The organism is Tenacibaculum litopenaei (genome assembly GCF_964514025.1).
Lineage (GTDB): Bacteria > Bacteroidota > Bacteroidia > Flavobacteriales > Flavobacteriaceae > Polaribacter > Polaribacter litopenaei.
In genome coordinates this window covers 16834-39371 of record NZ_CAZEQT010000008.1, presented here as the reverse complement: position 1 = coordinate 39371, position 22538 = coordinate 16834, and the positions used below count along the sequence as shown (strand labels likewise).

Sequence of the window (22538 nt, the reverse complement as noted above, 5' to 3'; positions counted from 1 at the left end):
TTACTATTGTTAATAAGCAGCTGAAAAGCCTACATTTTCTTAAATTTTCTGGATTGTATACAGTTATCAACAGGTATTTGAGTCTTTTTAGATTGATTTGATGGTTTACCCTTGTTGATAAGCTGATAAATGGGGATTTAGTGTGGAATTCTCATAATCTGCGTGCTTATGAACAGCAGCATTGGCTTTTTGAGGACATCGGACGGCTTCTCATTGTTAATAAGCAGCTGAAAAGCCTGTATTTTCTTAAATTTTTCTGGATGGTATACCGTTATTAACAGTCATTCGAGTCTTTTCAGAGTGATTTGATGGTTGATTATTGTTGAAAAGTAGGGGAATAGTAGTTTTTTTGGTGAAATTCACTGCTAATGGACAGTTATCAACAGTCATTCGAGTCTTTTCAAAGTGATTTGATGGTTGATTATTGTTGAAAAGTAGGGGAATAGTAGTTGTTTTGGTAAAATTCACTGCTAATGGACAGTTATCAACAGCCTTTCGAGCTTTTCGAGGTGATTTGATCACTGATTTTTGTTGATAAGCTGATAAATGGGGATTTAGTGTGAAATTCCTGTGATTTTCGAGCTTATGAACAGGAGCATTGGCTTTTTGAGGGCATCGGACCGCTTACTATTGTTAATAAGCAGCTGAAAAGCCTACATTTTCTTAAATTTTCTGGATTGTATACAGTTATCAACAGGTATTTGAGTCTTTTTAGAGTGATTTGATAGTTGATTATTGTTGACAAGTAGGGGAATAGTAGTTGTTTTGGTAAAATTAACTGCTAATGCACAGTTATCAACAGCCTTTCGAGTTCTTTTAGTGGTTTTGATCGTAGATTCCTGTTCATAAGTCGGGCATAGTAGCGTTTTGAGTACTATACCAAGTTTTGCTACCTGTCAATTGTTAATAAACAGGTAAAACCGCCTTTGTACAAGATCTCCAGTTTCTTGTAAACAGTGTGTAGTTCACAATTAAATGACCCAGATTACGATTAGAAAGACTGATGAGGCATCCGGCTAGAGCTTTAATGAGAACTCCTTAGGATGCTATACCTAGCAAGGGTAAAAATAAGCTTACCAATCGTACTTTTTATGAGCATCCAATCGAATAAAAATGAATAAAAGAAGGGTAAATCCCCAGAGTGAAGACCCTCCATAGCTAAAGAATGGAAGTGGGATCCCGATGGTCGGAACAATACCGATCACCATTCCAATATTCACAATGACATGAAAAAATAAGATAGAAGCCAGTCCATAGCCGTAAATTCGGCCAAATTTATTGGTGTGTGTTTCCGCCAAATAAATGATGCGGTAGAGCAGTAGCATAAACAAAATAATGACCAGAGAGCTCCCAAAAAAACCCCATTCTTCTCCAACCGTACTAAAGATGTAATCTGTATCTTGTTCTGGAACAAAATTTCCTTGCGTGCGATCTCCTTGCAAGAATCCCTTTCCGAAAAAGCCACCAGAACCAATGGTGAGTTCTGATTGATAAATGTTGTATCCGATACCTCGATTATCCTGAATTTTTCCGAGTAAAATGTCAAAACGATCTTTCTGATGCGATTGAAGGATGTGTTTATAGGTATAACCACTTCCAGCTATAAAAATACTGGTAGTCAGGTAGATAATGATAATGCCAACTAAGTTAAAACGTATAAACCTCGGATTTTTGTATTGAGCATAGACAATATACAACGTAATGAGTATCAGAGATGTTAATAATATCCAAGGAATTCCAAAGTAAATCGTTAATAGGAATAAGACGATACTCAAGGCGCCCAGTATAAAATAAGCAAGCGTTAAGCCTTCTCTATTCAATACAAAGAAAAAAGAAAAGTAAATCAGCACCGATCCCATATCTGGCTGCAATGCAATGAGCAAGGCCGGAGCAAAGATGATTATAAAGGCCTTTAGTTGGTTTTTAATGAGTTTTAAATTATACTGTCGGTCACTCATGAGTTTGGCTAGTGCCAATGCTGTAAAGGCTTTTGCAAACTCTGAGGGCTGTAATCCCACACCACCGAAGTTGTACCACGAGGTAGCACCGTTAATTTTTTTTCCGAAAACCAGTACTCCTGCCAAGACAATAAGAGATACGAGATAGAGTAAACTGGCAAATTTTTCATAAAACTTACTATTAAAAAACAGGACAAAAATCATAATCGGGAAACTTAATGCTATCCAAATGAGTTGTTTCCCATAACGAGTTCCAAAGCTGAAGAGTTCGCGCGTTTCCTCGTTTGATGAGGCTGCGTAGATATTTACCCATCCAAAGGCTACCAATATACCGTATAGCAATACGAGTATCCAATCGATATTTTCAAAGATATTATTTCGTTCCGCTCTCAATGCTGTCTTTTTTAGGAAGTAATTTATCGTATTCTGCTTGTAAGCTCAGGTTGAGCATTCGAGTTTCTACCTGTTTTCTACTGATGTTCCCATTCAAGTATTTTTCAATGAGTAAACTGGTAATAGGGGCGGCAATGGTTGATCCATAACCTCCGTTTTCAATATATACCGCAAGGGCAATTTGCGGATTATCTTTAGGAGCGAAAGCCACGAGTATCGAATGATCGGTAAGCTGTTCTTTTTTACCGTTTCTTCTGATAAAGTTTTCCACGGTACCGGTTTTCCCACAAATATCGATTCCTTTTACTCTACTAGTCCTAGCCGTTCCCTTGGTAAAAACTTCGTGCATGGCCTCTATGGCAATATCAAAATTTTCAGGAGCGATAGACGTCAGTACCTTTTCGGTATAGGTAGCAGCTTTTATAGGGCTTCCGTCTATTTTTTTTACAATATGTGGGCGGTAGTAAAAACCTTTATTCGCTATCGCTGCAGTCATATTGGCCAACTGGATTGGGGTAGTTTCTACTTCTCCTTGTCCAATAGCATTGGATATAGTATGGGTAGGACCGTAGCGGAATTTATACCACTTATTGTAAAAAGTAGAATCCGGAATACGCCCTTTCATTCCTGTAGGTAAATCATAGCCTAGGTAATTCCCTAAACCAAAACTCTTGGCGTGGTTACTCCAGTTATTAATACCTACTTTTGAGTTTTCTGCATGATCTATAATTTTTCGGTACACCGTAGCAAAATAACTATTACACGATTTTGCAATGGCTGTCTTGAGTCCTATAGGACGTCCACCAGTTTTACAGTGACAACCCATAAATTCATTTTTGCGCTTTCCGTATCGGTATCCGTGGTAGCAACGCACTCTAAAGTTAGGATCTATGACTCCTTCTTGTAAACCAATTAAACCGTTGATAATTTTAAACGGAGATCCAGGGGCGTACATAGCTTGCAACCCTCTGTCAAAGGTGGGCATGTTAATTGTATCTTTGAACAAGAGTGTAGAGTTTGTAGAACGTTTTCTACCTACTAATAGATTTGGATCGTATGACGGCGCCGAAATGAGTGCGAGTAATTCACCGGTCTGTGGCTGAATAGCGACAATTCCTCCGCGTTTCCCTTTCATCAAAGCCTCTCCGTAACGCTGTAAATCTGAGTCGATGGTGAGTACCAAATCTTTACCCGGAACAGCTAAGGTATCATAACTTCCATTTTTATAAGGGCCAGTAATTTCGTTTAGGTTATTTCTTTTAAAGTATTTTTTTCCTTTAACGCCGCGCAATACCTCTTCGTACTGTTTTTCGATACCTAACTTTCCTATCAGCTCTCCTTGTTCGTAGTAGTTACTGTTTTTGGCAATTTTTTCGTTTACCTCACTGATAAATCCGAGAACGTTGGCTGCCGACTTAATCGGGTAGTTTCGAATAATACGTTTCTGTATGTAAAAACCTTTGAAATTATCGAGTTTCTCTTGGAGATATGCAAAGTCTTCCTTGGCCAATTGCTTTAAAAATACTGAAGGAAGCCACCGAGCATAACGCTCAGCTTTGTCAAGACGTTTTATAAAATCTTCTTTGTCAATTTTAAGAAGTTTGCAAAATTGTAGGGTGTCTAACGGGGTAACTTCTTTGGGAACTACCATAACGTCGTATGAAAGTTGATTGGCCACTAGGAGTTTCCCGTTTCTGTCATATACATAACCGCGTTCCGGATAATCGTATTCAACCTTTACTGTCGAGCTGAAAATTGGGCTCGACTTTTTCGGACGGAGTACTTGCAGCTGAAAGAGACGTCCGATATAGACGATTCCGACAAGAGTAATTAAAAATAAGAGTAAAAAACTTCGTTTCATGATAGCTTCTTCTTAAATATAAAACTTCCTAAGAAATACAGTATCAACGTAAAAACTGTGGACAGTAATGTATTGATAAGGACGTTGGAGAAGTTATAAAAGCTAAAATTAATAAAGCTGTAGATTAAAAAGTGATGTATAATTGTTAAAATTGCGATATAATTAAAAACTTTATCAAAAGTTTCCAATCGCAAGTCAAACAACAGAAATTCTGAAGTCGATTTTTTAAAGATGGTACGCACTAAAAACAGGCGTATATAGGCAATAAAAAGTGTGGCAAACGCGTGAATTCCTCCCGAGTTTTCGAAAAAATCAATACTCAAACCGAGTAAGAAACTCACCGTTAAAAAGGGTATCCTCTTTTGACGGATGGGGAAGGTAAAGATGTAAGTGATGTACAAATACGGGTTTAAATGTCCAAACAACTTAACGTTGTTGAGTATGACAACCTGGAGTAGTACAAAAAACAAAAAAGAAAGTATGAGATATAAACTTCTATTCATTCTGGTTTTCTAAGGTTTGAATTTCTTGTTTGTCAAAATTGCGAATAATATTTACCTGTCCTAAACTACTCATGTCATTAAATAAACGCACATTGATAGTGTTTAAGGCTGAAATTTTTTCGGGCACGGATTGTACGGTTCCAATGAGAATTCCTTCTGGGAAAATTTCAGATTTTCCATCGGTAATTATCGTATCACCAATTTGGAAAACGGCTTGTCTTGGAATATCCGTGAGTTGTACTGTTTGGTAATCTTCACCATTCCATTCGAGGGTACCGTAATGGGTGCTGTTTTTGAATCGCGCATTGATTTTACTATTCTTATTTAGAATAGAGCGTACACGAGCATAAGAATCAGAGGTTTGTTCAGTAACACCGATAATCCCTCGTGCGTTAACTACGGCCATCTCAGCACTTATTTGGTGATTTTTACCGCGATTAATGGTTAGAAAATTGTAGGGACGGGCAAAGCTGTTATCGATGATTTTTCCAGAGATGTATTGGAATTTTTGCCCGTAAAGTATCGAATCTTTTAGCTGCTGTCCTGAAAGGCTATCACGCGTAAATTGCAAGGCTGCTAATTTATTTTTCAGACGTGTATTTTCATCCAGTAGCTGTTGGTTTTCAGTTTTGAGGTTGGCGTACTCTTTTACGGAGTTCACCTTGGTAAGTAGGCCTCCAGTAACGGCATTTGCCGATCCTACAAATTTGCTTTTGTGAAAGGAGTGATTGTTGATAATCAATGCAACAGCTATGAATTCTAAGCATAGGAAATACAAGAAATATTTATACTTCTGAAAGAAATAAATAAGCTGTTGCATAAATGATCATCAATGTTTTATTTGATTAATACTGATTTGTACTTTTCTAGATTTTTTAAAGCGATACCCGTTCCGCGCACTACGGCACGTAATGGATCTTCAGCTACGTAAACAGGTAAATCTGTTTTTCTCGAGAGTCGTTTGTCTAAACCTCTTAACATAGATCCTCCACCGGCTAAATAAATCCCCGTGTTGTAGATATCAGCAGCCAATTCAGGTGGGGTTTTTGAGAGAGTTTCCATAACGGCATCTTCGATACGCAAGATAGACTTGTCAAGAGCTTTGGCTATTTCTCGATAAGACACTTGTACCTGTTTGGGTTTCCCACTTAACAAATCACGCCCTTGTACCATCATGTCTTCTGGTGGGGTATCTAAATCTTCCGTTGCCGATCCGATTTGAATTTTGATTTTCTCTGCTGTGGTTTCTCCAACATATAAATTGTGCTGCGTACGCATGTAATACATAATGTCACTGGTAAACAAATCACCTGCCACTTTTACCGACTGGTCACAAACGATTCCAGCCAAGGCAATAACTGCGATTTCAGTGGTACCACCACCGATATCAATAATCATATTTCCTTTCGGTTCCATGATGTCAATACCTACCCCTATAGCAGCAGCCATAGGTTCGTAAATCAAATAGATTTCTTTGGCATTCATATGACGTCCAGAATCGATTACCGCTCGTTTTTCAACCTCGGTAATTCCCGAAGGAATACAAATGACCATACGTAAGGAAGGTGGGAATAGTTTTTTCTTGATCGCAGGAATTTTTTTAACGAATTCTTTGATCATTTCCTCTGACGCTTGAAAGTCAGCAATTACCCCATCTTTTAACGGACGAATGGTTTTGATATTTTCATGAGTTTTTCCTTGCATTCTGTTGGCTTCATGACCTGTGGCAATAATTTTCCCCGTCAGCCTGTTCCGGGCAACGATAGAAGGGCTGTCAATCACAACTTTTCCGTTGTGGATTATAAGTGTGTTCGCAGTACCTAAATCTACCGCAATATCCTCGGTCATAAAGTCAAAAAAACCCATATAGCTTTGGTGTTTTTATATGTATAATTGATGAATTCTCACAAATCTATAAAAAATCTAGATTGGTTGTACATCAAAGTATGATTAATGTTTAAAATGTCTCGTTCCTGTAAAGACCATCGCTAGCTGATTTTCATTACAGTAGTCAACGCTCAATTGATCTTTGATAGAACCTCCAGGTTGAATTACACTGGTAATTCCTGCTTTGTCAGCAATTTCCACACAATCAGGAAATGGGAAAAAAGCATCACTGGCCATAACAGCTCCATTGAGGTCAAAATTAAAACTCTTCGCTTTTTCTATGGCTTGGCGTAAGGCGTCAACACGACTTGTCTGGCCAGTTCCACTCGCGCAAAGTTGTTTGTTTTTAGCCAATACGATGGTATTTGACTTGGTGTGTTTGCATATTTTCGAAGCAAATAACAGGTCGTCCATAGCTTCAGCTGAAGGTTGGTTGGTTGTTACATAGCTTATATCGTCAATACGATCGGTTTTATTGTCTTTGTCTTGTACTAAAAGTCCATTAAGTGCTGTACGCACAGTTTGAGTTGGTAGAGCAACGTCCTTTTGTACGAGTAATACACGGTTCTTTTTTCCTTTTAAAATTTCTAAAGCATCGGCGTCGTAAGCGGGAGCAATTACTACTTCACAGAACAATTTGTGAATTTCAGTGGCTGTAGCCGCATCGATGGTGGTGTTTGAAATTAAAATGCCTCCAAAAGCCGAAACAGGATCACCTGCTAGGGCCGAAACATAGGCTTCGTGTAAGGTAGCACGCTGTGCTAATCCACAAGCGTTGTTGTGTTTTAATATAGCAAAGGTAGGAGCCTCCCCAGTAAATTCAGACATGAGGTTTACTGCGGCGTCTACGTCCAATAAGTTGTTGTACGAAAGCTCTTTTCCGTGAAGCTTATCGAACATGGCGTCTAAATCTCCGAAGAAATATCCTTTTTGGTGCGGGTTTTCTCCGTAACGAAGTGTTTTTGCTTGCTGTTCGCTCGCTTTGTAAACAGTTTCGTCCTCGTTAAAATAATTGAAAATAGCCGTATCGTAGTGCGATGAGATATTAAATGCTTTGGCAGCGAGTTTTTTACGCTGTGCTAAGCTAGTACTACCGTTACCTTCGGTAATCATACTTAAAAAAGCATCGTACTGCTCCATAGATGATACGATAACCGTGTCTTTAAAGTTTTTCGCTGCTGCACGAATAAGCGATATTCCTCCGATATCGATTTTTTCAATAATATCCTGTTCTGGAGCACCAGAAGCCACGGTCTTTTCAAATGGATACAAATCGACTATGACTAAATCTAATTGTGGAATTTCAAAGCTTTCCATTTCTGCTACATCGCCTTCGTGGTCTTGGCGGTTTAAAATACCTCCAAACACTTTCGGGTGTAGCGTTTTTACACGTCCTCCTAAGATTGATGGGTACGAAGTAACATCCTCTACAGGTACTACTGAAATTCCCAAATCTCTGATAAATTTTTCAGTTCCTCCAGTCGAGTAAAGAGTGACTCCTAAAGCGTCGAGTTGGCGGACAATAGGCTCTAAACCGTCCTTGTGAAAAACCGAAATTAAGGCAGATGTGATTTTTTTTGTTGCGTTCATTTTTGTTGTGTTGTTAAGCGAGCAAAATTACTAAAACCCTGAGGGTTTTACAAAACGTGAAATGAACTTTTTTAAACAAAAAACGCTATCATAAATTCTTAATTTAGATAGCGTTTCAAACAACAAATATAGGAGTTGCACAGGGCCTATTCCGCATTTTCTAAAAAGTTGCGAAACCAGTCAGTGAATCTCTCTATAAAAGTTTGTTTTGAATTTGCTTGAGCACTCGTATCACTCAAGGCAGCGTAAGAGGGGAAATCTTTACTACTCATAATTCAAGGGGTTAATTATTGTTAATAAAGTTGTTAATAAAATTTCCTCAAAGAAAACAAAAAAAACTTTAATAATCAAGCATTTACGAAAAAAATCACAAAATGTGACTAACTTTTTCGCAAACGTACTCTAAAAGTACTTCATCATCTTTGGTAAATGGGTTAACTGAGTGAGAATCAATGTCTATTTGTCCAATATTCTCTCCGTCGACGAAAATTGGAATGACAATTTCTGATTTTACCTTCCAACCACAAGAAATGTAATTGTCTTGCTCAGAAACGTCTTGGACAACAAAGTTTTCATTGCTTACAGCAACTTGACCGCAAATACCTTTTCCGAATGGAATAATAGTATGTTCGGTTGGCTCCCCGTTAAATTGGGCCAGTTTGAGTTCCTCTTTGTCTCCGTTTTTGAAGTAAAATCCTACCCAGTCGTAATAGGCTACATTTTCAGCGAGAACATCACATATTTCTTGTAATTTACTTTCGGTGCTTGCATCGCGCTCTACAATGCTAAGAACCTCTTTCTTTAAGTCTAGTATTGAATTCATGGTGTTATAGTCTGCACAAGTGTTTTTATCTTACGGCAAAAGTACTTCTCAGGAATCTTTTTTGGAAACTATATTTATGTTTTTTGTAATTTTGCATTCACTATGTTTCAGGTATTAAGAAAAATAACCGCGATTTGTATCACCTTTGTCTTGGTGTTTTCTTCCATGTCTTTTGCTGTGGAAAAACACTTTTGTGGAGATTACCTCGTGGATATCTCTTATCTCGGCGATGCCGATGCCTGTGGAGGAGAACGAGAAGAAGCTTGCGGGAGCGATACGACAAACAGTGAACCTGATTGTTGTAAAGACGAAATAGCTCATGTGCAAGGAATTGACGATCTCAGTAAATTGGGGTCGGAACAACAACTTTTTTCGCCAGTTATATGGCTTTTAACATCTTCTTATTTTTTTCAATTACCGTCAGTAGCGGATGTTGACAACGAGGTAGATACCGTTGCCGATAGTCCGCCTATATCCAAAAAATCCAAACGCATTTTATATCAAGTTTATATCCTTTGATGCCTGTTTTGCTGCGAGAAGTACCACAGTGATAATTAAAGGAAATAAAATATGAAGAACCTAGTTTTTAGTATGTTAATACTACTAGGGGGATCGGTGTTATACGCTCAGCAAAAAACGTTGAAAGGACGAGTTGTTGACGCGACACTAAAAGACAATCCAGGTGTTTTCGGAGCATCTGTACAATGGCTACATACAGCGTTGGGAACGAGTACCGACGAAGATGGAGTTTTTGAAATCCCCCTAACACCTAAATCAAAGCAATTGGTAATTAGCTTTGTTGGGTTTAAAACCGATACGATTACCGTAGATAATACCTTGTTTTTAAAACATCGCCTGACTCCTGATGCCTTACTTGAAGAGGTTGCTGTTAGGAGTGAGAAGAAAGCGAGCCAGCGAGCTTTTTTGGAGGCACAAAATGTGATGACCCTAAATAGTGGGGAATTGTTAAAAGCTGCCTGCTGTAATTTGGCGGAAAGCTTTGAAACAAACCCCTCAATTGATGTGAATTTCTCAGATGCTTTGACGGGGGCGAAACAAATTCAAATGCTGGGCTTAGAAAGTCCTTACTTGTTGATTACCGAAGAGAATATTCCTTCCATTCGCGGGGCCGCTCAGGCGCATGGATTGGAGTTTACTCCGGGTACTTGGGTAGAGAGTATCCAAATTACGAAAGGAGCAGGTAGTGTAGTCAATGGTTTTGAGAGTGTTTCGGGACAAATCAATACGGAGCTCGTTAAGCCCTTTACCGATGCTCCTTTTTTTGTGAATGCTTATGGCGCTGTTGGAGGACGCTATGAGCTCAATACCCATTGGAACCAGCAAGTGGCCAAAAAATGGCATACCGGCGTGTATCTTCACGGAGATTATCGCGGTAACCGTTTTGATAGAAATGATGATGGATTTTTAGACAATCCATTGGCGAGACAATTTAATGTGTTAAACCGTTGGCAGTACATCGATCAAGAGAAAGGCTGGGTGGCCTTTGCCAATGTACATTTCGTAAATGATCGGAAGCAGCTTGGGCAGGTGGAGTTCGATAAAGAACTACACCGAGGTACTACAACGTATTGGGGAAGTGAAATAGCCACCCGTAAGGTTGGACTGTCTACCAAGTTGGGCTACGTATTTCCCGACTTGCCTTTTCAGAGTATGGGGGTGCAATTGGCCTATAGCAATCACCGACAAGATTCTTTCTTTGGATTGCGAGATTATTTTATAGAACACCAGAGCTTTTATGGGAGTTCCAATTTTAATTCAATAATTGGCGATACGCGACATAAGTTTAAAACGGGACTCAGCTTTCTGTATGACAATTATAAGGAGCGCGTAGTGCAAACCAATTTTAATAGGTATGAAAGAGCTTTCGGAGTGTTTTTTGAATACGCCTATGACGACGGTGAGTTTTTTAGCGTAAAAGCTGGACTCAGAGCCGATTTTCACAATTTATTGGGAACTTTTTTAACGCCGAGGTTACACTTCCGCATGGTAACCTGGGAAAATGGTGTTTTGAGAGCCTCTGTCGGACAGGGAAGAAGAAGTGCCAATGTGTTTGCCGAAAACCAACAGTTATTTGCTTCGTCTCGACGAATTAGAATTGAGCAGGGACCAGGAAAGATTTATGGGCTGAACCCCGAAATAGCTTGGAATTACGGAGTCTCATTTGTGCAGAAATACCGCCTTTTTGGTAAAAAAGGAGATATCGGCGTCGATTATTACCAAACCGATTTTCAAAATCAGGTGGTAGTAGATTGGGAAAACCCTCGTGAAGTAGCTTTTTATAATCTCGACGGGAGGAGTGATGCAAAAAGTTTGCAAATAGAGCTCAATCAAAATATCATCCCATTTTTTAACCTTCGATTGGCTTACAAAATCATCGATGTAAAAACGCAATACCGATCAGGGTTGTTGAGAAAGGCCTTGCAACCGAGAAATAGGTTTTTTGCGAATGTATCGTACAGCACTCCTAAAACTGAGCAGGGGGCCAAATGGAAATTTGATGTCACCTATAACTGGTTGGGAAGTCAGCGATTGCCCAGTACAGCATCCAATCCGTTAATTTCGAGAAGACCTGACCAGGTAGGAGGATACCAGCTGGTCAATGCACAAATAACCAAGGTGTTTTCGGAGCAATTCGAGTGGTACGTTGGAGGAGAAAATATCGGAGGTGTGCGTCAGCCAAATCCGATACTAGGAGCAGAGGATCCCTTTGGGAGTTCTTTTGACTCTACACTGGTGTATGCACCAGTATTTGGAAGTAATTTTTATACAGGAATACGATTTAAATTAGATTAATATGAAAAAAAGTTTAGTAGTACTGTGCTTATTCATGTTTGCCTTAAGCGCAACAGCACAAAAGAAAAAAAGAAATGCCAAAGCCCTAATCGAAGTAGATGGAGTGTGTATGATGTGTAAGAAGCGCATTGAGAAAGCCGCACTGGGGATGAAAGGTGTGAAGTATGCCGTTTGGAATGTTAAAACTCACGAGTTGTCTGTAATATTGGATGAACGTAAAACTTCGGTCAAAGCAATAAAGGAAAAAGTTGCAGGAGTAGGACATGATACCAAGGAGGTAAAAGCCACCGATACAGTCTATGCAAACCTACATCCCTGTTGTAAATACAGGAATGAGGAAATTCGTAAAGATCACGAAGGAGAAGGTAAATAATACCCTGTGCTGTAACTAAAAAAACCGAGCAATTTGCTCGGTTTTTGTTGTTTATTATAACATGTGTAAGGTATTCACTTCTTGGTTGGTTAAAGCTCTCCAGCGCCCTCTCGGTAGATTTTTCTTGGTAAGTCCAGCAAAAATCACGCGATCCAATTTAATTACGTTATATCCGAAGTGTTCGAAAATTTTACGAACGATTCTGTTTCTTCCAGAGTGAATTTCAATACCAACTTCATTTTTCTTTTCACCTTCTACATAAGAAACAGCGTCAATAAACACGCGCTTACCTTCGATAACAACATCTCCTCTCAATTTTTCCAAATCGGCTAAGGTTAATTTCTTATCTAAAGTTGCGTGGTATAATTTACGCACGTTGTGCTTTGGATGGGTAAGTTTTTTTGCGAGTTCTCCATCGTTGGTGAACAATAGTAATCCTGTAGTATTTCTGTCTAAACGACCTACAGGGTAGATACGCTCTTTGGTAGCATTTTGAACGAGCTCCATAACGGTTTTTCGTCCGCGGTCATCCTCCATAGTCGTGATGTAATTCTTAGGTTTGTTGAGAAGTACATAACGTTTTTTCTCCATACTGATAAGAGTACCGTCAAAACGAACTTCATCGGTAGGTTGTACCTTGTATCCCATTTCAGTAACGAGCTTACCGTTGACATGAACACTTCCGTGCTCGATATACGTGTCTGCTTCACGCCTTGAACAGATACCTGCATTGGCAATGTATTTGTTTAAACGCACACCATTGTCTTCTTTTTGAGCTGCAGGTTTAGCGTTAGTACTAGGCTTTTTAAAGTTCTTTTTATACGGACTATTTTTGCGAGGATTGCTGTTACGACCAGCTTGTCGTCCTCTCGACGAGTTTTTAGAATTCATATGAATATTTTTAATAAAACGGCCGCAAAGGTACGTTAATTATTTGATTTTTAATCTAAAACCTCTACGACTTTGTCTAAAATTAAGGATTTATCGATAAATAGTAAACTAAAAACACCAACCAATAATAAGATTTTCAAAATGTTATGAAGTAGGCGGTATTGGTTTTTCTCTTGGGCTTTGAAGGCGAAGAAGCCAACAAAGACAAGTACAGTGGCCGCTAGGTAAAAGTAGTACTTCATATAAGTAATAGCTGGGTAATTGTAGAGGATGGCCACGGGTACCAGTGTGAGTAAAAGTAAACTTATAATGAGTTTTTTGGTCGTGGGTTCACCGTATTTTACGGGAAAGGTGTTATAATTATTAGCGACGGCTCCTTGCATGTTTTCGAGGTCTTTGATGAGTTCGCGTACGATAATGACAAAGAATAAAAAGCAGGCATGTACAAAAATTACATTGGAGAAATTTTTGTAATGAACAAAAATGGCAAAGAAGGGAAGTATGGTCAGTACTGTAACAGAAATAAGGCCGAGCACGGCACTTTTTTTAAGTTTGTGCGAATAAAACCAAATTCCAAAGATATAAGAGGCAAAGAATAAGCCAGCACGCCAAGAAACTAAATAGCCAAATCCAAAACCGATTAGGTTAAGAGTGAAATATAAGGTGAGCTTAGTTTCTTGTTTTACATAGGCGTCCAGTCCCGCTTTAATAGGACGGTTGATACGGTCGGCTTTGGCGTCGTAGAAATTATTAATGATATAACCGCCTGCAACGACACACACCGTAGCCACTACCAGATAAAACAAATGCGGATCGAGCAATACGTGTCGCAAAGACTTCTTCTCTGAAAAAATGAAAATAGCAGCCAAATACTGGGCTGCTATTAGAACTAATATGTTGTATCCTCTTACGACTGATAAGAGGCTAAATATCTTTAATAAAAAAGTATTCGCTCTCACTGAACTCATAGCAAGTGATTAATTAAAATCTGTAAACTAATTCTAGTTTGTAATCTTTTAAATGTTTTTTTGCTTTTTCATAGTCTTCTGTAAACCCGAGGATGTATCCACCTCCACCAGAACCGCAAAGCTTCAAATAGTAATCGTTGGTTTGTAAACCTTGTTCCCAGACTTTGTGAAATGCCGATGGAATCATGGGTTTAAAATTCGCGAGTACTACTTTTGATAGCATTTTAACATTGGTAAAAAGCGATTTGATGTTTCCTTGTAAGAAATCTTCGATACAAGCATCGGTATGCGTTGAAAACTCTTCGCTAAGCATGGTTCTAAAACCTTCGTTTTTCATCTTGTTCATAAAGATGTTAACCATAGGTTCTGTTTCTCCTATCTGCTCAGAGTCTAGCAAAAATACAGCACCCTTTCCTTCTTTCTGAGAGGGGATTCCCGTGGCTTCTATATGCTCTTTTGAGTTGATTAATATCGGCAAGCTCAAATAAGAGTTTAAAGGGTCTAATCCAGAACTCTTCCCGTGGAAAAACGATTCCATCAAAGCAAAAATTTGCTTCAAGGTGAGCAGTTTGTCTCTCGTTAAGTTTTCGAGTACCGTAATTTTGTCTGTAGCGTATTTATCGTAGATAGAGGCTACCAAGGCACCAGAACTTCCCACACCGTATCCCTGAGGGATCGATGAATCAAAATACATACCTTGAGCTACATCTTCTTGTAAACTCACTAAATCAAATTGTACGATGTCTGAATTCAGTGTCGATAAATACGAGTAAAATTCAGCCAAACTCTCGTTTGATTTTTTTGCTTCTCCAGTTAAGTTTTTGGCAGATTTTAACGCTCCTTTGTAAGAGTTAAAGGGAATGGCAAGTCCTTTGGAGTCCTTGATGATTCCGTATTCTCCGAAGAGTAAAATCTTTGCGTAAAACAGTGGTCCTTTCATAATTGTTAGATTACCTTACAAAAATAAGGGTAAAACCGCTAGTTTACAACTTATTAATAAACGTTTTTGTAAAAAGTTTTCCAAACGCCTACTTTTTCGTTGTTCTTGTATTTTCCCTTTTCTTTGATTTTTCCGTTTTTATAAAATGTTTTCCAAATACCTTCACGTTTTCCGTTCTTGTATTTTCCTTGTTCTTTTAGTTCTCCTGATTCGTAGTATACCTTGCGAATGCCGTGAAGCTTTCCGTCTTTGTAGTTGGCCTCATGTGAGGGAGTTCCGTTTTCAAAATAGTAGGTAACGAGTCCTTCGAAATTTTCTTCGCCAGGAGTATTTACCGAACTAAACCCTTCCATTTGTACTTTACCGTTCTGGTAATAGTCTACAATCCAATAACCGTCTTTTATTTTCTTAGGACTCGGACGGTAATACTTCGCGTTGTCCTTGGTGGTTACTTGCCAATTAGCGTCAAACCACGTTGTTTCCTGAGCTGTTAATGACGTAGTCATCAAGCCAACAAACAACACTAGTATCCATGTTGATGTTCTCATAGTATTAAGGGAATTAAATTGTTAAATGGTTTGTGCACCCAAACCCGTATTATCACAAATATACTGATTTTTTTGGCAAAATTTTAACAATTCGGTGTTTATGAATGACTCAACTTGCTGTTTTTCAGACTTTGGGTACAGTACGTGAACATTTGCTCCTGCATCGAGGGTAAAGCAAACATGACTGCCAGTAGTTTTTCTGAATTCCCAAATACGTTGAATAATTTCTAGGGTATTGGGTTTCATGAGTATGAAGTACGGTTCGCTGGTTAGCATCATTGCATGCAAGGTCAACGCTTCGCTTTCTACGATACTAATAAACTTCTCGAGGTCTCCTGATGCCAATACTTGCAAGAGTTCGGCTAAATTGTCGTTGGCTTGCTCAAATCTTCGCTCAGCAAACGGATGATTGAACATTAAGTTATGCCCAACGGTACTCGACACCTGTTTTTCACCTTTATCAACGAGTAAAATACAATCCTGATAGTCTTCGAATACAGGGTGTACAGCATTAGGTAATCGAACACCAAAAAGATCAGAACTTCCTGCTACAGCCTCGTGAGTACCCCAAACTACTAATGGCCCTTCGATACTTCTGCTGGCACTACCCGAGCCTAATCGAGCTAAGAAAGAGGCTTTTTGTTTTAGGTAGTCTGCTGAAATTTCAGGGTTCAGAGCTTGTTCTAAGTTCATTAAACACATGGCAATGGCACTCATTCCACTCGCAGAAGAGGCTATTCCACTACTGTGTGGAAACGAATTTGACGATTCAATGTGCATGTCGTACTGAAGCACGTATGGACAGTACTCTTGAATGCGTTTAAAGAATTTTGCGATTTTAGGTTTGAAGTCTTCTTTTTTCTCTCCTTCAAAAAACAATTCAAACTGTGCTTCTTCCTTTGCAGCTGTTTTTGAAAAACGAATACTCGTAGTAGTATGACAATTGTTTAACGTAAAACTAATTGAAGCATTCTTTGGGAGCTGAGGGTCGCTCTTTCCCCAGTATTTTACCAAGGCGATATTACTAGGAGTACGCCAGGTATAATGTGCTTCGTCGATGTGGTATTCGTCAGTATTGAAAATAAAATCAGCTGTGTTCAAAGTAAAAATTTTTGACAAATATAACCCTTTTCCGTCTAAAAAGATTCCAGTTTTTGTAGGACAATTTCTTTGTAACTCCTACTGATTGGAATGGCCTTTTGCACGACTTCAATATATTCGTTTGTATACGAAAGTATTTGGGGAATACTGATGATGTACGATCGATGGGTACGCAGAAACTGATGTGTAGGTAACCGTTGCTCGATATTACTGATGGTTTCTCTTATGGTAAGTGTTTGTGAGTGACAGTGTATTTTTAGGTAGTCGCTGAGACTTTCGATATAAATGATATCCTGAAAGTTGACTTTGATCATTTTGCGGTCCGCTCTGACAAACATAAAGTCGTCAAAAATCCCCGTAGCTTCAGAGCGATTCGATTTGGGAATGGAGAGTTTTCTGATAGCGGTTAAAAAGCGGTCAAAGGCTATGGGTTTTAGCAAATAGTCGATAGCATTTAGCTCAAAACCGTCCAAGGCGTATTCCCGGTATGCTGTTGTAAATATTAGTTGAGTCTGTTGATGAATCGCTTTGGCCAAACTGAGTCCGGAAACTTCTGGCATGTTGATGTCCAGGAAAATGAGGTCTACAGGTGTGGATTGTAGCACTTCTAAGGCTTCAGTGGCACTAGAACACGCAGCGAGTAATTTGAGTTGAGGTGTTTTGGCGATATAAGTACTGAGAATTTCGCGAGCCATAGGTTCATCATCAACGAGTATGCAGGTAATTTTAGAGGTCATTGCTAAGCGGGATTTTAAGGGTGGCAGTAAATGTTTCGGCAACTCTTTCCGTTTGTAAGTCATACGTGTCTTTAAAAATCATCTTTAGGCGTTTGCGAATGTTTTCGAGTCCAATGCCGGTGTGATCAGAGTGCTGGTTACGAGTGCTGTTCACCACAGTAAACTCCAAGTGATTGTCGAGTAACAATAAAGAAATGCTTACTTGTAGCACACCGTCTATTCTACTTCCGTGTTTAAAAGCGTTTTCTACAAAGGGTAAAAAGAGCATGGGGGGGAATCTCTTGATAGCTCTTGAGCTGAGGTGTGGATATGTCGATTTGTAAACTCTCTTGAAACCTCATTTTTTCTAAGGCGATGTAATTTTTGATATGTTGAATTTCATCGGCAAGGGAAACAGTAGGCTTTTCAATCTGATACAGTATATAATCGAGTAACTGAGATAGTTTTAAAATCATATCAGGCGTTTCATCGGCCTTCTTCAAAGCAAATCCGTACATCGTATTTAAGGTATTGAAAAGGAAATGAGGGTGAATTTGCATTTTTAAAAATCGCAATTCTTGATCTTTAAGTTGTAATTGCGTAGCGAGAAATTGATGTTTTACGGCTTCATTTTTTTTGTCTGTTAGCAATTGGAGTCGTAAAAAACTAAGTATTATGCTGATGAATACCACTAAGTACACAACAAGGATAATAAAGACGAGGCCTTTGGTGAGTGGTAAAACACTCTCTTGCTCTAGGTAGTGATGTGAGAATACAAAGCCATAAAGTATGGAAATGGCTATCAGGAAGAATGAAATGATCAGGGTATAACAACTGTAGAGAAGAAACAGACCTGGTTGTTTATTGTGCAAGTATTTAGGGATGAGGTAACAGTGAAAAAAATAACTCATCAGGATGGTTACAGGCAACAGAAACCAAGAAAAGTGATTAACATAAGCGGTATTATTACTACCGTATCCTAAAAAATAGGTGTAAAAGAAATAGACTCCAATCCAAAAACCAATATGGATGAGTATTTCTGAGCTACGTTTGAGAATAGGTGTTAAAAAACGGGTCATAATGCAATAATACTCTTTTTGTGGTAGATACGGATTATTTGCGGTGAATAACCAAATTTACACTGCTTTTGACTGGAAGCGCGTATATTTACCTTCACAATTGTTGAATTGGTCGTTTATCGCAGTTTTACTTGTGAAGGTCGCAAATAAATCAAAAGCGTTGTGATGCTGAGTAGTTTTGAGGTATAACTTTAAAATTAAAAAAAATGATTACTGTTTTTATGGGAAGTATTTTTACGAGACTTACAGAAGGAGGCCCTGTTTTTATGTATCCGCTTTTAGTGTTGTTAGTAATGTGTATACTGTTGCTCGGTAAAGCGTTTCTAAGTGAAGAACAAAGCCAAAAGCTGGCTAAAATTGTGAGTCACCTGAGCTTGTTTGCCTTAGTTTGGGGGTTTTTAGGAATGATGATGGGCTTGATTTCGGCTTTTGATTCTATTTCCATAAGTGGAGGAACCTCTTTTGAAGTGCTCGCTGGAGGATTGAAGATCGGTTTGTTATCCCCTTCTTTCGGGATGCTGGTATTCTTAATCGCTCGATTGGGATTATTGGGCTTGACTTTAAAGAACAAGAACAACTAAATTTTACTTTTTTCTAACTTTTTACTGATTAAATAACGAAAACGACTTATGAATAAAATTGTACTATTCTTCGGAGTATGGATTGCTGCGTCCATAGGACAACTACAGGCATTCCAAAAAGATAAATTGGACGCCTTTTTTAATGAGCTAGCTTCTAGCGAGAAAGCCATGGGAACGGTGAGTGTTCGGCAAGCCGGAAACCCCGTTTATCAGTACTCTTTTGGCAAAGCGAGGTTACAGCCACCAAAAGAGGCCAATAAAACTACGGTGTATAAAATTGGTTCAATTTCTAAAACCTATACAGCAGTATTGATTTTACAGTTGGTAGATCAAGGGAAGCTTACGCTAGAGGAGCGCTTGGACCGATTTTTTCCATCCTTGCCCAATGCTTCAGAAATTCGCTTGATCGATTTATTAAAGCATCGCAGCGGCCTATTTGATGTACTCCAAGGAGAAGGTTTTCATACTTGGGTTAGGCAGCGAAGAACTCAGGAGGAAATGTTGACGCGGATCGCAAACCATGCAGTCGTATTTCCGCCAAATACCAAAACGGCCTATTCTAATACCAATTACTTGTTGTTGTCTTATATTGCCGAAAAGGTGAGTGGTCTTGATTTTGGTACCTTGCTTCACCGTGCCATAGTAAAACCGCTTCAACTGAAAAAAACTGGATTTGCCATGAAGGCCTTTGCATCTCAAAACAGCGCATTGCCTTATTACGATGGGGGAAGTGGCTGGGAAGCAGTACCTAAAACGACCTGTTTAGCCAATACCATGGGAGCTGGAGGAGTAGTGAGTACGGCTGATGAAATTACGCATTTTTACCATCATTTACTGAAGGGAAGTTTGTTGTCTTCAAAGAGTTTGAAAGCCATGCTAACACCGGAAGAAGAAATGGGAATGGGAGTGTCGGTAATGAATTACAAAGGCTTACAGGTAATTGGTCATGACGGTGCTATCGACGGATACAAGGCGGTGGTTTTTAGTATTCCACAGTTGCAAATAACAGTAGCGATGACCTTTAATGCTTCCAATGTTCAGATGACACCTACGGCGATTCAAGTATTGGAGATCTTCTTGAGTTCTCAGGGCTAACGTTGGTAGTATGAGATATTTCTTATTATTTTTTTGCTGCTGCTCGTTGATGTTACGAGCACAGCAAAAGGGAGATGCCTTCCGAAAAAAAGGAATGCTTGAGAAAGCCATCACAGCTTATGAAATGACCTATAGTACGGATCCGGAGAATGCTAGGAACACGTATAATTTAGCTTGTGCATATGCCTTGACCCATCGCGTAGAAAAGGCATTTACCTATTTAGATAGAGCATTAAAGAAAGACTCCACGCTTTGGGTTTTGGCAGATAATGATTTAAGAGCACTCACGAGTGACCAACGCTGGATCGCAATTGAAAAGCGGCAATTGGCAAAGCAACAGCTAAAAAATCCTGACTATGCAAGGTTATTGCTGCGCGTTATTATGAAAGATCAAGCCTTCGATTATCAGTTGGATATGGCAAAAGCACAGTTTGCAAAGACAGGGGAAGTGCCACATTGGTATTATCCGATCGCAGCACAGAAAAAGAAGATAACGACAGAGAATTTTATGGAGTTAAAGAAGTTACTTAAAAAGTACGGATGGCCGCGATATGATCAGGTAGGGAAGTTGGCAGCCGATGCTCCTCTATTAGTAATCAACCATCACCCGGAAGATAGTGTGCGAGTAGCGTATTTACCAATGGTGAAAAAGGCTTGTGAAAGCGAGCAAGGAAGCTGTTTAGAATACGCTAAAATTTACGATAGGATACTGGTGAACCAGGGAAAAGAACAATGGTATGGGATGCAATTTCGCTATGGAAGTAATCGTCAGCTGGAGCCCTTTCCAGTAGCGGATCCGAGTAGTGTGGACGCGCGTAGAAAAGCCATAGGTTTAGAGCCTCTTGCAGTGTATTTAAAACGAAAAATTAATTTCAAGTGGACAATTCCACAAGAATAAGTGTATTGATAGGTACCCATTTTTTTAAAATGGGTATTTTTGTCTGGAATTTATAAACTTCTAGATTTTGAATAGAAAGATCAAGTTAGTCTGGGACTTTAAAGGTCCTGACGGATTGGAAACAGCCAAGCATCACTGTATCCACCTCAAAGAGTTTGCAGCCATTGATAACCTGCCGTTTCACGAGGTTGCACACGAAACCCTGAACGATATGCACAGCATCGCTTATATTATTGTTGATGAAGCACACATGAAAACATTTAGAGATGCACTAAAGCCCCACCGAGGTTTATTGGCTTAGGCATTTTTGTGCAATACTTTGAGCACAGATAAAGCCGCCTGTCCATGCATTTTGGAAATTGAATCCACCAGTAACAGCATCGATATTTAAGACTTCACCTACAAAATAGAGATTGGAGTGAATTCTACTTTGGAAGTGTTTGAAATCAATTTCCTTGAGGTCAACACCTCCAGCTGTTACAAATTCTTCTTTAAAGGTGGTTCTTCCGTTAGCGTTAAAAGTGCTTTTAGTTAGTGCTGTACTTAGTTGCTGCAGTTGCTTGTTGCTGAGGTCTGCCCATTTTTGATTTGAGCGGATCCCTGCCGCTGTAACAAGACGTTCCCAAAGTCTTCTCGGAATCTCAGAAAAAGGCGAACGTAGGGAAATGAGTTTTTTTGCTTCGGTATGTTTTAAATTGATCAATTGCTCTTCGATGTGTTCAGTAGGAAGTCCTAACCAGTTTACCTCTACTTGATATTGGTAGTTTTTATCGGCCAAAATTCGAGCACCAAAAGCGGAGAGTTTTAAAATAGCAGGGCCACTCAATCCCCAATGAGTAATGAGTAAGGGACCTTCATTTTCCAGTTTGGTTCCTAAAATTTTTACACTTGCATGAGGAACAGAAATTCCTCCTAAATCTACGAGGCGTTGATCTTTGATATTAAAAGTAAAGAGCGAGGGAACTGGTGGTACAATACGGTGGTTGAGTTGGTCGTGACACAGGTCCCAAATTTTTTTACTACTTCCAGCAGCCATGACTACAAAGTCGGCTTGATAGGTGGTTGTTTTTGTTTGTACCTGCCACTGATTTTCGAGTTGCTCAACGGTGAGGACTCCCTGATTTTTGTGGACGGTAATTTGCAAATCTCGAACGCATTTTTGAAAACAGTCAATGATGGCTTGCGAGCTATTCGCTTCCGGAAATACGCGATTGTCACCTTCAATTTTTAAAGGAACTCCTTTGGATTCGAACCATTCAAAGGTGTCACCAGTCATGAATTTATGAAAAGGACCTAAGAGTTCTTTTTGTCCTCTTGGATAAAAGGTAACGAGCTCTTTGGGATCAAAACAGGCATGGGTAACATTGCACCTTCCTCCTCCAGAGATTTTAACTTTCTGGAGTACTTCTTTTCCCTTTTCTAACAAGGTTACTTCAAGAGTTGGAAGCTGCTCTTTTAAGTTGATGGCGGTAAAAAAGCCTGCGGCACCACCGCCAATGATAATTACTTTTTTCATGTG

Annotated in this window: 25 protein-coding genes; 7 read left to right on the top strand and 18 right to left on the bottom strand. The window is 39.2% G+C overall.

Translation table 11 applies throughout. The features are described 5' to 3' along the window. Nucleotides 1–246: 246 nt before the first annotated feature. The 9 genes from ACKTS5_RS17995 to ACKTS5_RS17955 all read right to left on the bottom strand — a co-directional run bounded on the left by ACKTS5_RS17995 (nt 247) and on the right by ACKTS5_RS17955 (nt 9015). Entirely contained in the window at nt 247–522 is a 276-nt protein-coding gene (locus tag ACKTS5_RS17995; protein ID WP_408045278.1) for a hypothetical protein, read from the bottom strand. Nucleotides 523–1073: 551 nt separating this feature from the next. Then, nucleotides 1074–2351: a rod shape-determining protein RodA gene (gene rodA, locus ACKTS5_RS17990; protein ID WP_408045277.1), complete on the bottom strand. Its 1278-nt coding sequence runs from the start codon at nt 2349–2351 to the stop codon at nt 1074–1076. Beyond that, nucleotides 2332–4212 carry a penicillin-binding protein 2 gene (mrdA, locus tag ACKTS5_RS17985; protein ID WP_408045276.1) on the bottom strand — a complete coding sequence of 627 codons (1881 nt, stop codon included), beginning with the start codon at nt 4210–4212 and terminating at the stop codon, nt 2332–2334. Before mrdA ends, rodA begins: the two co-directional genes overlap by 20 nt. Next, entirely contained in the window at nt 4209–4715 is a 507-nt protein-coding gene (gene mreD, locus ACKTS5_RS17980; protein WP_408045275.1) for a rod shape-determining protein MreD, read from the bottom strand. The genes mrdA and mreD overlap by 4 nt, the downstream gene beginning before the upstream one ends. Next, nucleotides 4708–5535, bottom strand: a complete 828-nt coding sequence (mreC, locus tag ACKTS5_RS17975) for a rod shape-determining protein MreC (RefSeq protein ID WP_408045274.1) — start codon at nt 5533–5535, stop codon at nt 4708–4710. Before mreC ends, mreD begins: the two co-directional genes overlap by 8 nt. 17 nt (nt 5536–5552) lie before the next feature. Then, on the bottom strand, nt 5553–6581 hold the full coding sequence (locus ACKTS5_RS17970) for a rod shape-determining protein (protein WP_408045273.1): 1029 nt from the start codon (nt 6579–6581) through the stop codon (nt 5553–5555). A gap of 84 nt (nt 6582–6665) precedes the next feature. Further along, the gene (gene purH, locus ACKTS5_RS17965; RefSeq protein WP_408045272.1) at nt 6666–8192 is read right to left on the bottom strand and encodes a bifunctional phosphoribosylaminoimidazolecarboxamide formyltransferase/IMP cyclohydrolase; all 1527 of its coding nucleotides are present in this window, start codon (nt 8190–8192) and stop codon (nt 6666–6668) included. Between the two features lie 146 nt (nt 8193–8338). Further along, nucleotides 8339–8464: a hypothetical protein gene (locus ACKTS5_RS17960; protein ID WP_408045271.1), complete on the bottom strand. Its 126-nt coding sequence runs from the start codon at nt 8462–8464 to the stop codon at nt 8339–8341. Nucleotides 8465–8559: 95 nt separating this feature from the next. Then, a complete protein-coding gene (locus tag ACKTS5_RS17955) occupies nt 8560–9015 on the bottom strand; it encodes a GAF domain-containing protein (RefSeq protein WP_408045270.1) in 456 nt (151 codons plus the stop codon). A gap of 102 nt (nt 9016–9117) precedes the next feature. Between ACKTS5_RS17955 and ACKTS5_RS17950 the strand changes: the two genes are divergently transcribed. From ACKTS5_RS17950 to ACKTS5_RS17940, 3 genes are read left to right on the top strand one after another with little or no spacing between them, the layout of a single operon-like run. Beyond that, nucleotides 9118–9534 carry an HYC_CC_PP family protein gene (locus ACKTS5_RS17950; protein ID WP_408045269.1) on the top strand — a complete coding sequence of 139 codons (417 nt, stop codon included), beginning with the start codon at nt 9118–9120 and terminating at the stop codon, nt 9532–9534. 51 nt (nt 9535–9585) lie between these two features. Beyond that, on the top strand, nt 9586–11829 hold the full coding sequence (locus tag ACKTS5_RS17945; protein WP_408045268.1) for a TonB-dependent receptor: 2244 nt from the start codon (nt 9586–9588) through the stop codon (nt 11827–11829). Nucleotide 11830: 1 nt separating this feature from the next. Beyond that, entirely contained in the window at nt 11831–12202 is a 372-nt protein-coding gene (locus tag ACKTS5_RS17940; RefSeq protein WP_408045267.1) for a heavy-metal-associated domain-containing protein, read from the top strand. Between the two features lie 54 nt (nt 12203–12256). Here ACKTS5_RS17940 and ACKTS5_RS17935 read toward each other — a convergent pair whose 3' ends face one another. Genes ACKTS5_RS17935 through ACKTS5_RS17900 form a run of 8 tightly spaced genes read right to left on the bottom strand, consistent with a single transcriptional unit; the run spans nt 12257 to nt 18445 of the window. Further along, on the bottom strand, nt 12257–13093 hold the full coding sequence (locus tag ACKTS5_RS17935; protein ID WP_408045266.1) for a pseudouridine synthase: 837 nt from the start codon (nt 13091–13093) through the stop codon (nt 12257–12259). A 50-nt stretch (nt 13094–13143) separates the two neighbouring features. Further along, nucleotides 13144–14061: a geranylgeranylglycerol-phosphate geranylgeranyltransferase gene (locus ACKTS5_RS17930; RefSeq protein WP_408045265.1), complete on the bottom strand. Its 918-nt coding sequence runs from the start codon at nt 14059–14061 to the stop codon at nt 13144–13146. 13 nt (nt 14062–14074) lie between these two features. Continuing rightward, nucleotides 14075–15001, bottom strand: coding sequence for a mevalonate kinase family protein (locus ACKTS5_RS17925; RefSeq protein WP_408045264.1), 927 nt, complete (start codon nt 14999–15001; stop codon nt 14075–14077). Nucleotides 15002–15054: 53 nt separating this feature from the next. Continuing rightward, a complete protein-coding gene (locus ACKTS5_RS17920; protein ID WP_408045263.1) occupies nt 15055–15549 on the bottom strand; it encodes a toxin-antitoxin system YwqK family antitoxin in 495 nt (164 codons plus the stop codon). A gap of 21 nt (nt 15550–15570) precedes the next feature. Continuing rightward, nucleotides 15571–16650 carry a diphosphomevalonate decarboxylase gene (mvaD, locus tag ACKTS5_RS17915; protein ID WP_408045262.1) on the bottom strand — a complete coding sequence of 360 codons (1080 nt, stop codon included), beginning with the start codon at nt 16648–16650 and terminating at the stop codon, nt 15571–15573. 35 nt (nt 16651–16685) lie between these two features. Continuing rightward, a complete protein-coding gene (locus ACKTS5_RS17910; protein WP_408045261.1) occupies nt 16686–17387 on the bottom strand; it encodes a LytR/AlgR family response regulator transcription factor in 702 nt (233 codons plus the stop codon). Further along, nucleotides 17377–17655 (bottom strand): LytS family sensor histidine kinase, encoded by a 279-nt coding sequence (locus tag ACKTS5_RS17905; protein ID WP_408045260.1) that lies wholly within the window; start codon nt 17653–17655, stop codon nt 17377–17379. The genes ACKTS5_RS17910 and ACKTS5_RS17905 overlap by 11 nt, the downstream gene beginning before the upstream one ends. Continuing rightward, entirely contained in the window at nt 17621–18445 is an 825-nt protein-coding gene (locus ACKTS5_RS17900; RefSeq protein ID WP_408045259.1) for a sensor histidine kinase, read from the bottom strand. The genes ACKTS5_RS17905 and ACKTS5_RS17900 overlap by 35 nt, the downstream gene beginning before the upstream one ends. A gap of 206 nt (nt 18446–18651) precedes the next feature. Here ACKTS5_RS17900 and ACKTS5_RS17895 point away from each other — a divergent pair, with 206 nt between their 5' ends. The 4 genes from ACKTS5_RS17895 to ACKTS5_RS17880 all read left to right on the top strand — a co-directional run bounded on the left by ACKTS5_RS17895 (nt 18652) and on the right by ACKTS5_RS17880 (nt 21320). Continuing rightward, on the top strand, nt 18652–19026 hold the full coding sequence (locus ACKTS5_RS17895; RefSeq protein ID WP_408045258.1) for a MotA/TolQ/ExbB proton channel family protein: 375 nt from the start codon (nt 18652–18654) through the stop codon (nt 19024–19026). A gap of 48 nt (nt 19027–19074) precedes the next feature. Then, the gene (locus tag ACKTS5_RS17890; protein ID WP_408045257.1) at nt 19075–20121 is read left to right on the top strand and encodes a serine hydrolase domain-containing protein; all 1047 of its coding nucleotides are present in this window, start codon (nt 19075–19077) and stop codon (nt 20119–20121) included. 10 nt (nt 20122–20131) lie between these two features. Next, complete coding sequence (locus tag ACKTS5_RS17885) at nt 20132–21019, top strand: DUF6624 domain-containing protein (RefSeq protein WP_408045256.1); 888 nt, start codon at nt 20132–20134, stop codon at nt 21017–21019. A gap of 67 nt (nt 21020–21086) precedes the next feature. Continuing rightward, nucleotides 21087–21320, top strand: a complete 234-nt coding sequence (locus ACKTS5_RS17880; RefSeq protein WP_408045255.1) for a hypothetical protein — start codon at nt 21087–21089, stop codon at nt 21318–21320. Here ACKTS5_RS17880 and ACKTS5_RS17875 read toward each other — a convergent pair. After that, nucleotides 21309–22535, bottom strand: a complete 1227-nt coding sequence (locus ACKTS5_RS17875) for a BaiN/RdsA family NAD(P)/FAD-dependent oxidoreductase (protein WP_408045254.1) — start codon at nt 22533–22535, stop codon at nt 21309–21311. The two genes, ACKTS5_RS17880 and ACKTS5_RS17875, sit on opposite strands and share 12 nt — an antisense overlap. Nucleotides 22536–22538 lie beyond the last annotated feature (3 nt).

Excerpts from the sequence above, each read along its gene's own strand:
- ACKTS5_RS17885 (WP_408045256.1), top strand. The coding sequence starts at position 20,132 with ATGAGATATTTCTTATTATTTTTTTGCTGCTGCTCGTTGATGTTACGA.
- ACKTS5_RS17900 (WP_408045259.1), bottom strand. The coding sequence starts at position 18,445 with ATGACCCGTTTTTTAACACCTATTCTCAAACGTAGCTCAGAAATACTC.
- mrdA (WP_408045276.1), bottom strand. The coding sequence starts at position 4,212 with ATGAAACGAAGTTTTTTACTCTTATTTTTAATTACTCTTGTCGGAATC.
- ACKTS5_RS17890 (WP_408045257.1), top strand. The coding sequence starts at position 19,075 with ATGAATAAAATTGTACTATTCTTCGGAGTATGGATTGCTGCGTCCATA.
- ACKTS5_RS17955 (WP_408045270.1), bottom strand. The coding sequence starts at position 9,015 with ATGAATTCAATACTAGACTTAAAGAAAGAGGTTCTTAGCATTGTAGAG.
- ACKTS5_RS17875 (WP_408045254.1), bottom strand. The coding sequence starts at position 22,535 with ATGAAAAAAGTAATTATCATTGGCGGTGGTGCCGCAGGCTTTTTTACC.
- ACKTS5_RS17945 (WP_408045268.1), top strand. The coding sequence starts at position 9,586 with ATGAAGAACCTAGTTTTTAGTATGTTAATACTACTAGGGGGATCGGTG.
- mreC (WP_408045274.1), bottom strand. The coding sequence starts at position 5,535 with ATGCAACAGCTTATTTATTTCTTTCAGAAGTATAAATATTTCTTGTAT.
- ACKTS5_RS17960 (WP_408045271.1), bottom strand. The coding sequence starts at position 8,464 with ATGAGTAGTAAAGATTTCCCCTCTTACGCTGCCTTGAGTGATACGAGT.
- purH (WP_408045272.1), bottom strand. The coding sequence starts at position 8,192 with ATGAACGCAACAAAAAAAATCACATCTGCCTTAATTTCGGTTTTTCAC.
- ACKTS5_RS17935 (WP_408045266.1), bottom strand. The coding sequence starts at position 13,093 with ATGAATTCTAAAAACTCGTCGAGAGGACGACAAGCTGGTCGTAACAGC.
- ACKTS5_RS17905 (WP_408045260.1), bottom strand. The coding sequence starts at position 17,655 with ATGCTCTTTTTACCCTTTGTAGAAAACGCTTTTAAACACGGAAGTAGA.
- ACKTS5_RS17925 (WP_408045264.1), bottom strand. The coding sequence starts at position 15,001 with ATGAAAGGACCACTGTTTTACGCAAAGATTTTACTCTTCGGAGAATAC.
- ACKTS5_RS17940 (WP_408045267.1), top strand. The coding sequence starts at position 11,831 with ATGAAAAAAAGTTTAGTAGTACTGTGCTTATTCATGTTTGCCTTAAGC.
- ACKTS5_RS17920 (WP_408045263.1), bottom strand. The coding sequence starts at position 15,549 with ATGAGAACATCAACATGGATACTAGTGTTGTTTGTTGGCTTGATGACT.
- mreD (WP_408045275.1), bottom strand. The coding sequence starts at position 4,715 with ATGAATAGAAGTTTATATCTCATACTTTCTTTTTTGTTTTTTGTACTA.
- ACKTS5_RS17910 (WP_408045261.1), bottom strand. The coding sequence starts at position 17,387 with ATGACCTCTAAAATTACCTGCATACTCGTTGATGATGAACCTATGGCT.
- ACKTS5_RS17930 (WP_408045265.1), bottom strand. The coding sequence starts at position 14,061 with ATGAGTTCAGTGAGAGCGAATACTTTTTTATTAAAGATATTTAGCCTC.
- ACKTS5_RS17895 (WP_408045258.1), top strand. The coding sequence starts at position 18,652 with ATGATTACTGTTTTTATGGGAAGTATTTTTACGAGACTTACAGAAGGA.
- ACKTS5_RS17970 (WP_408045273.1), bottom strand. The coding sequence starts at position 6,581 with ATGGGTTTTTTTGACTTTATGACCGAGGATATTGCGGTAGATTTAGGT.
- ACKTS5_RS17950 (WP_408045269.1), top strand. The coding sequence starts at position 9,118 with ATGTTTCAGGTATTAAGAAAAATAACCGCGATTTGTATCACCTTTGTC.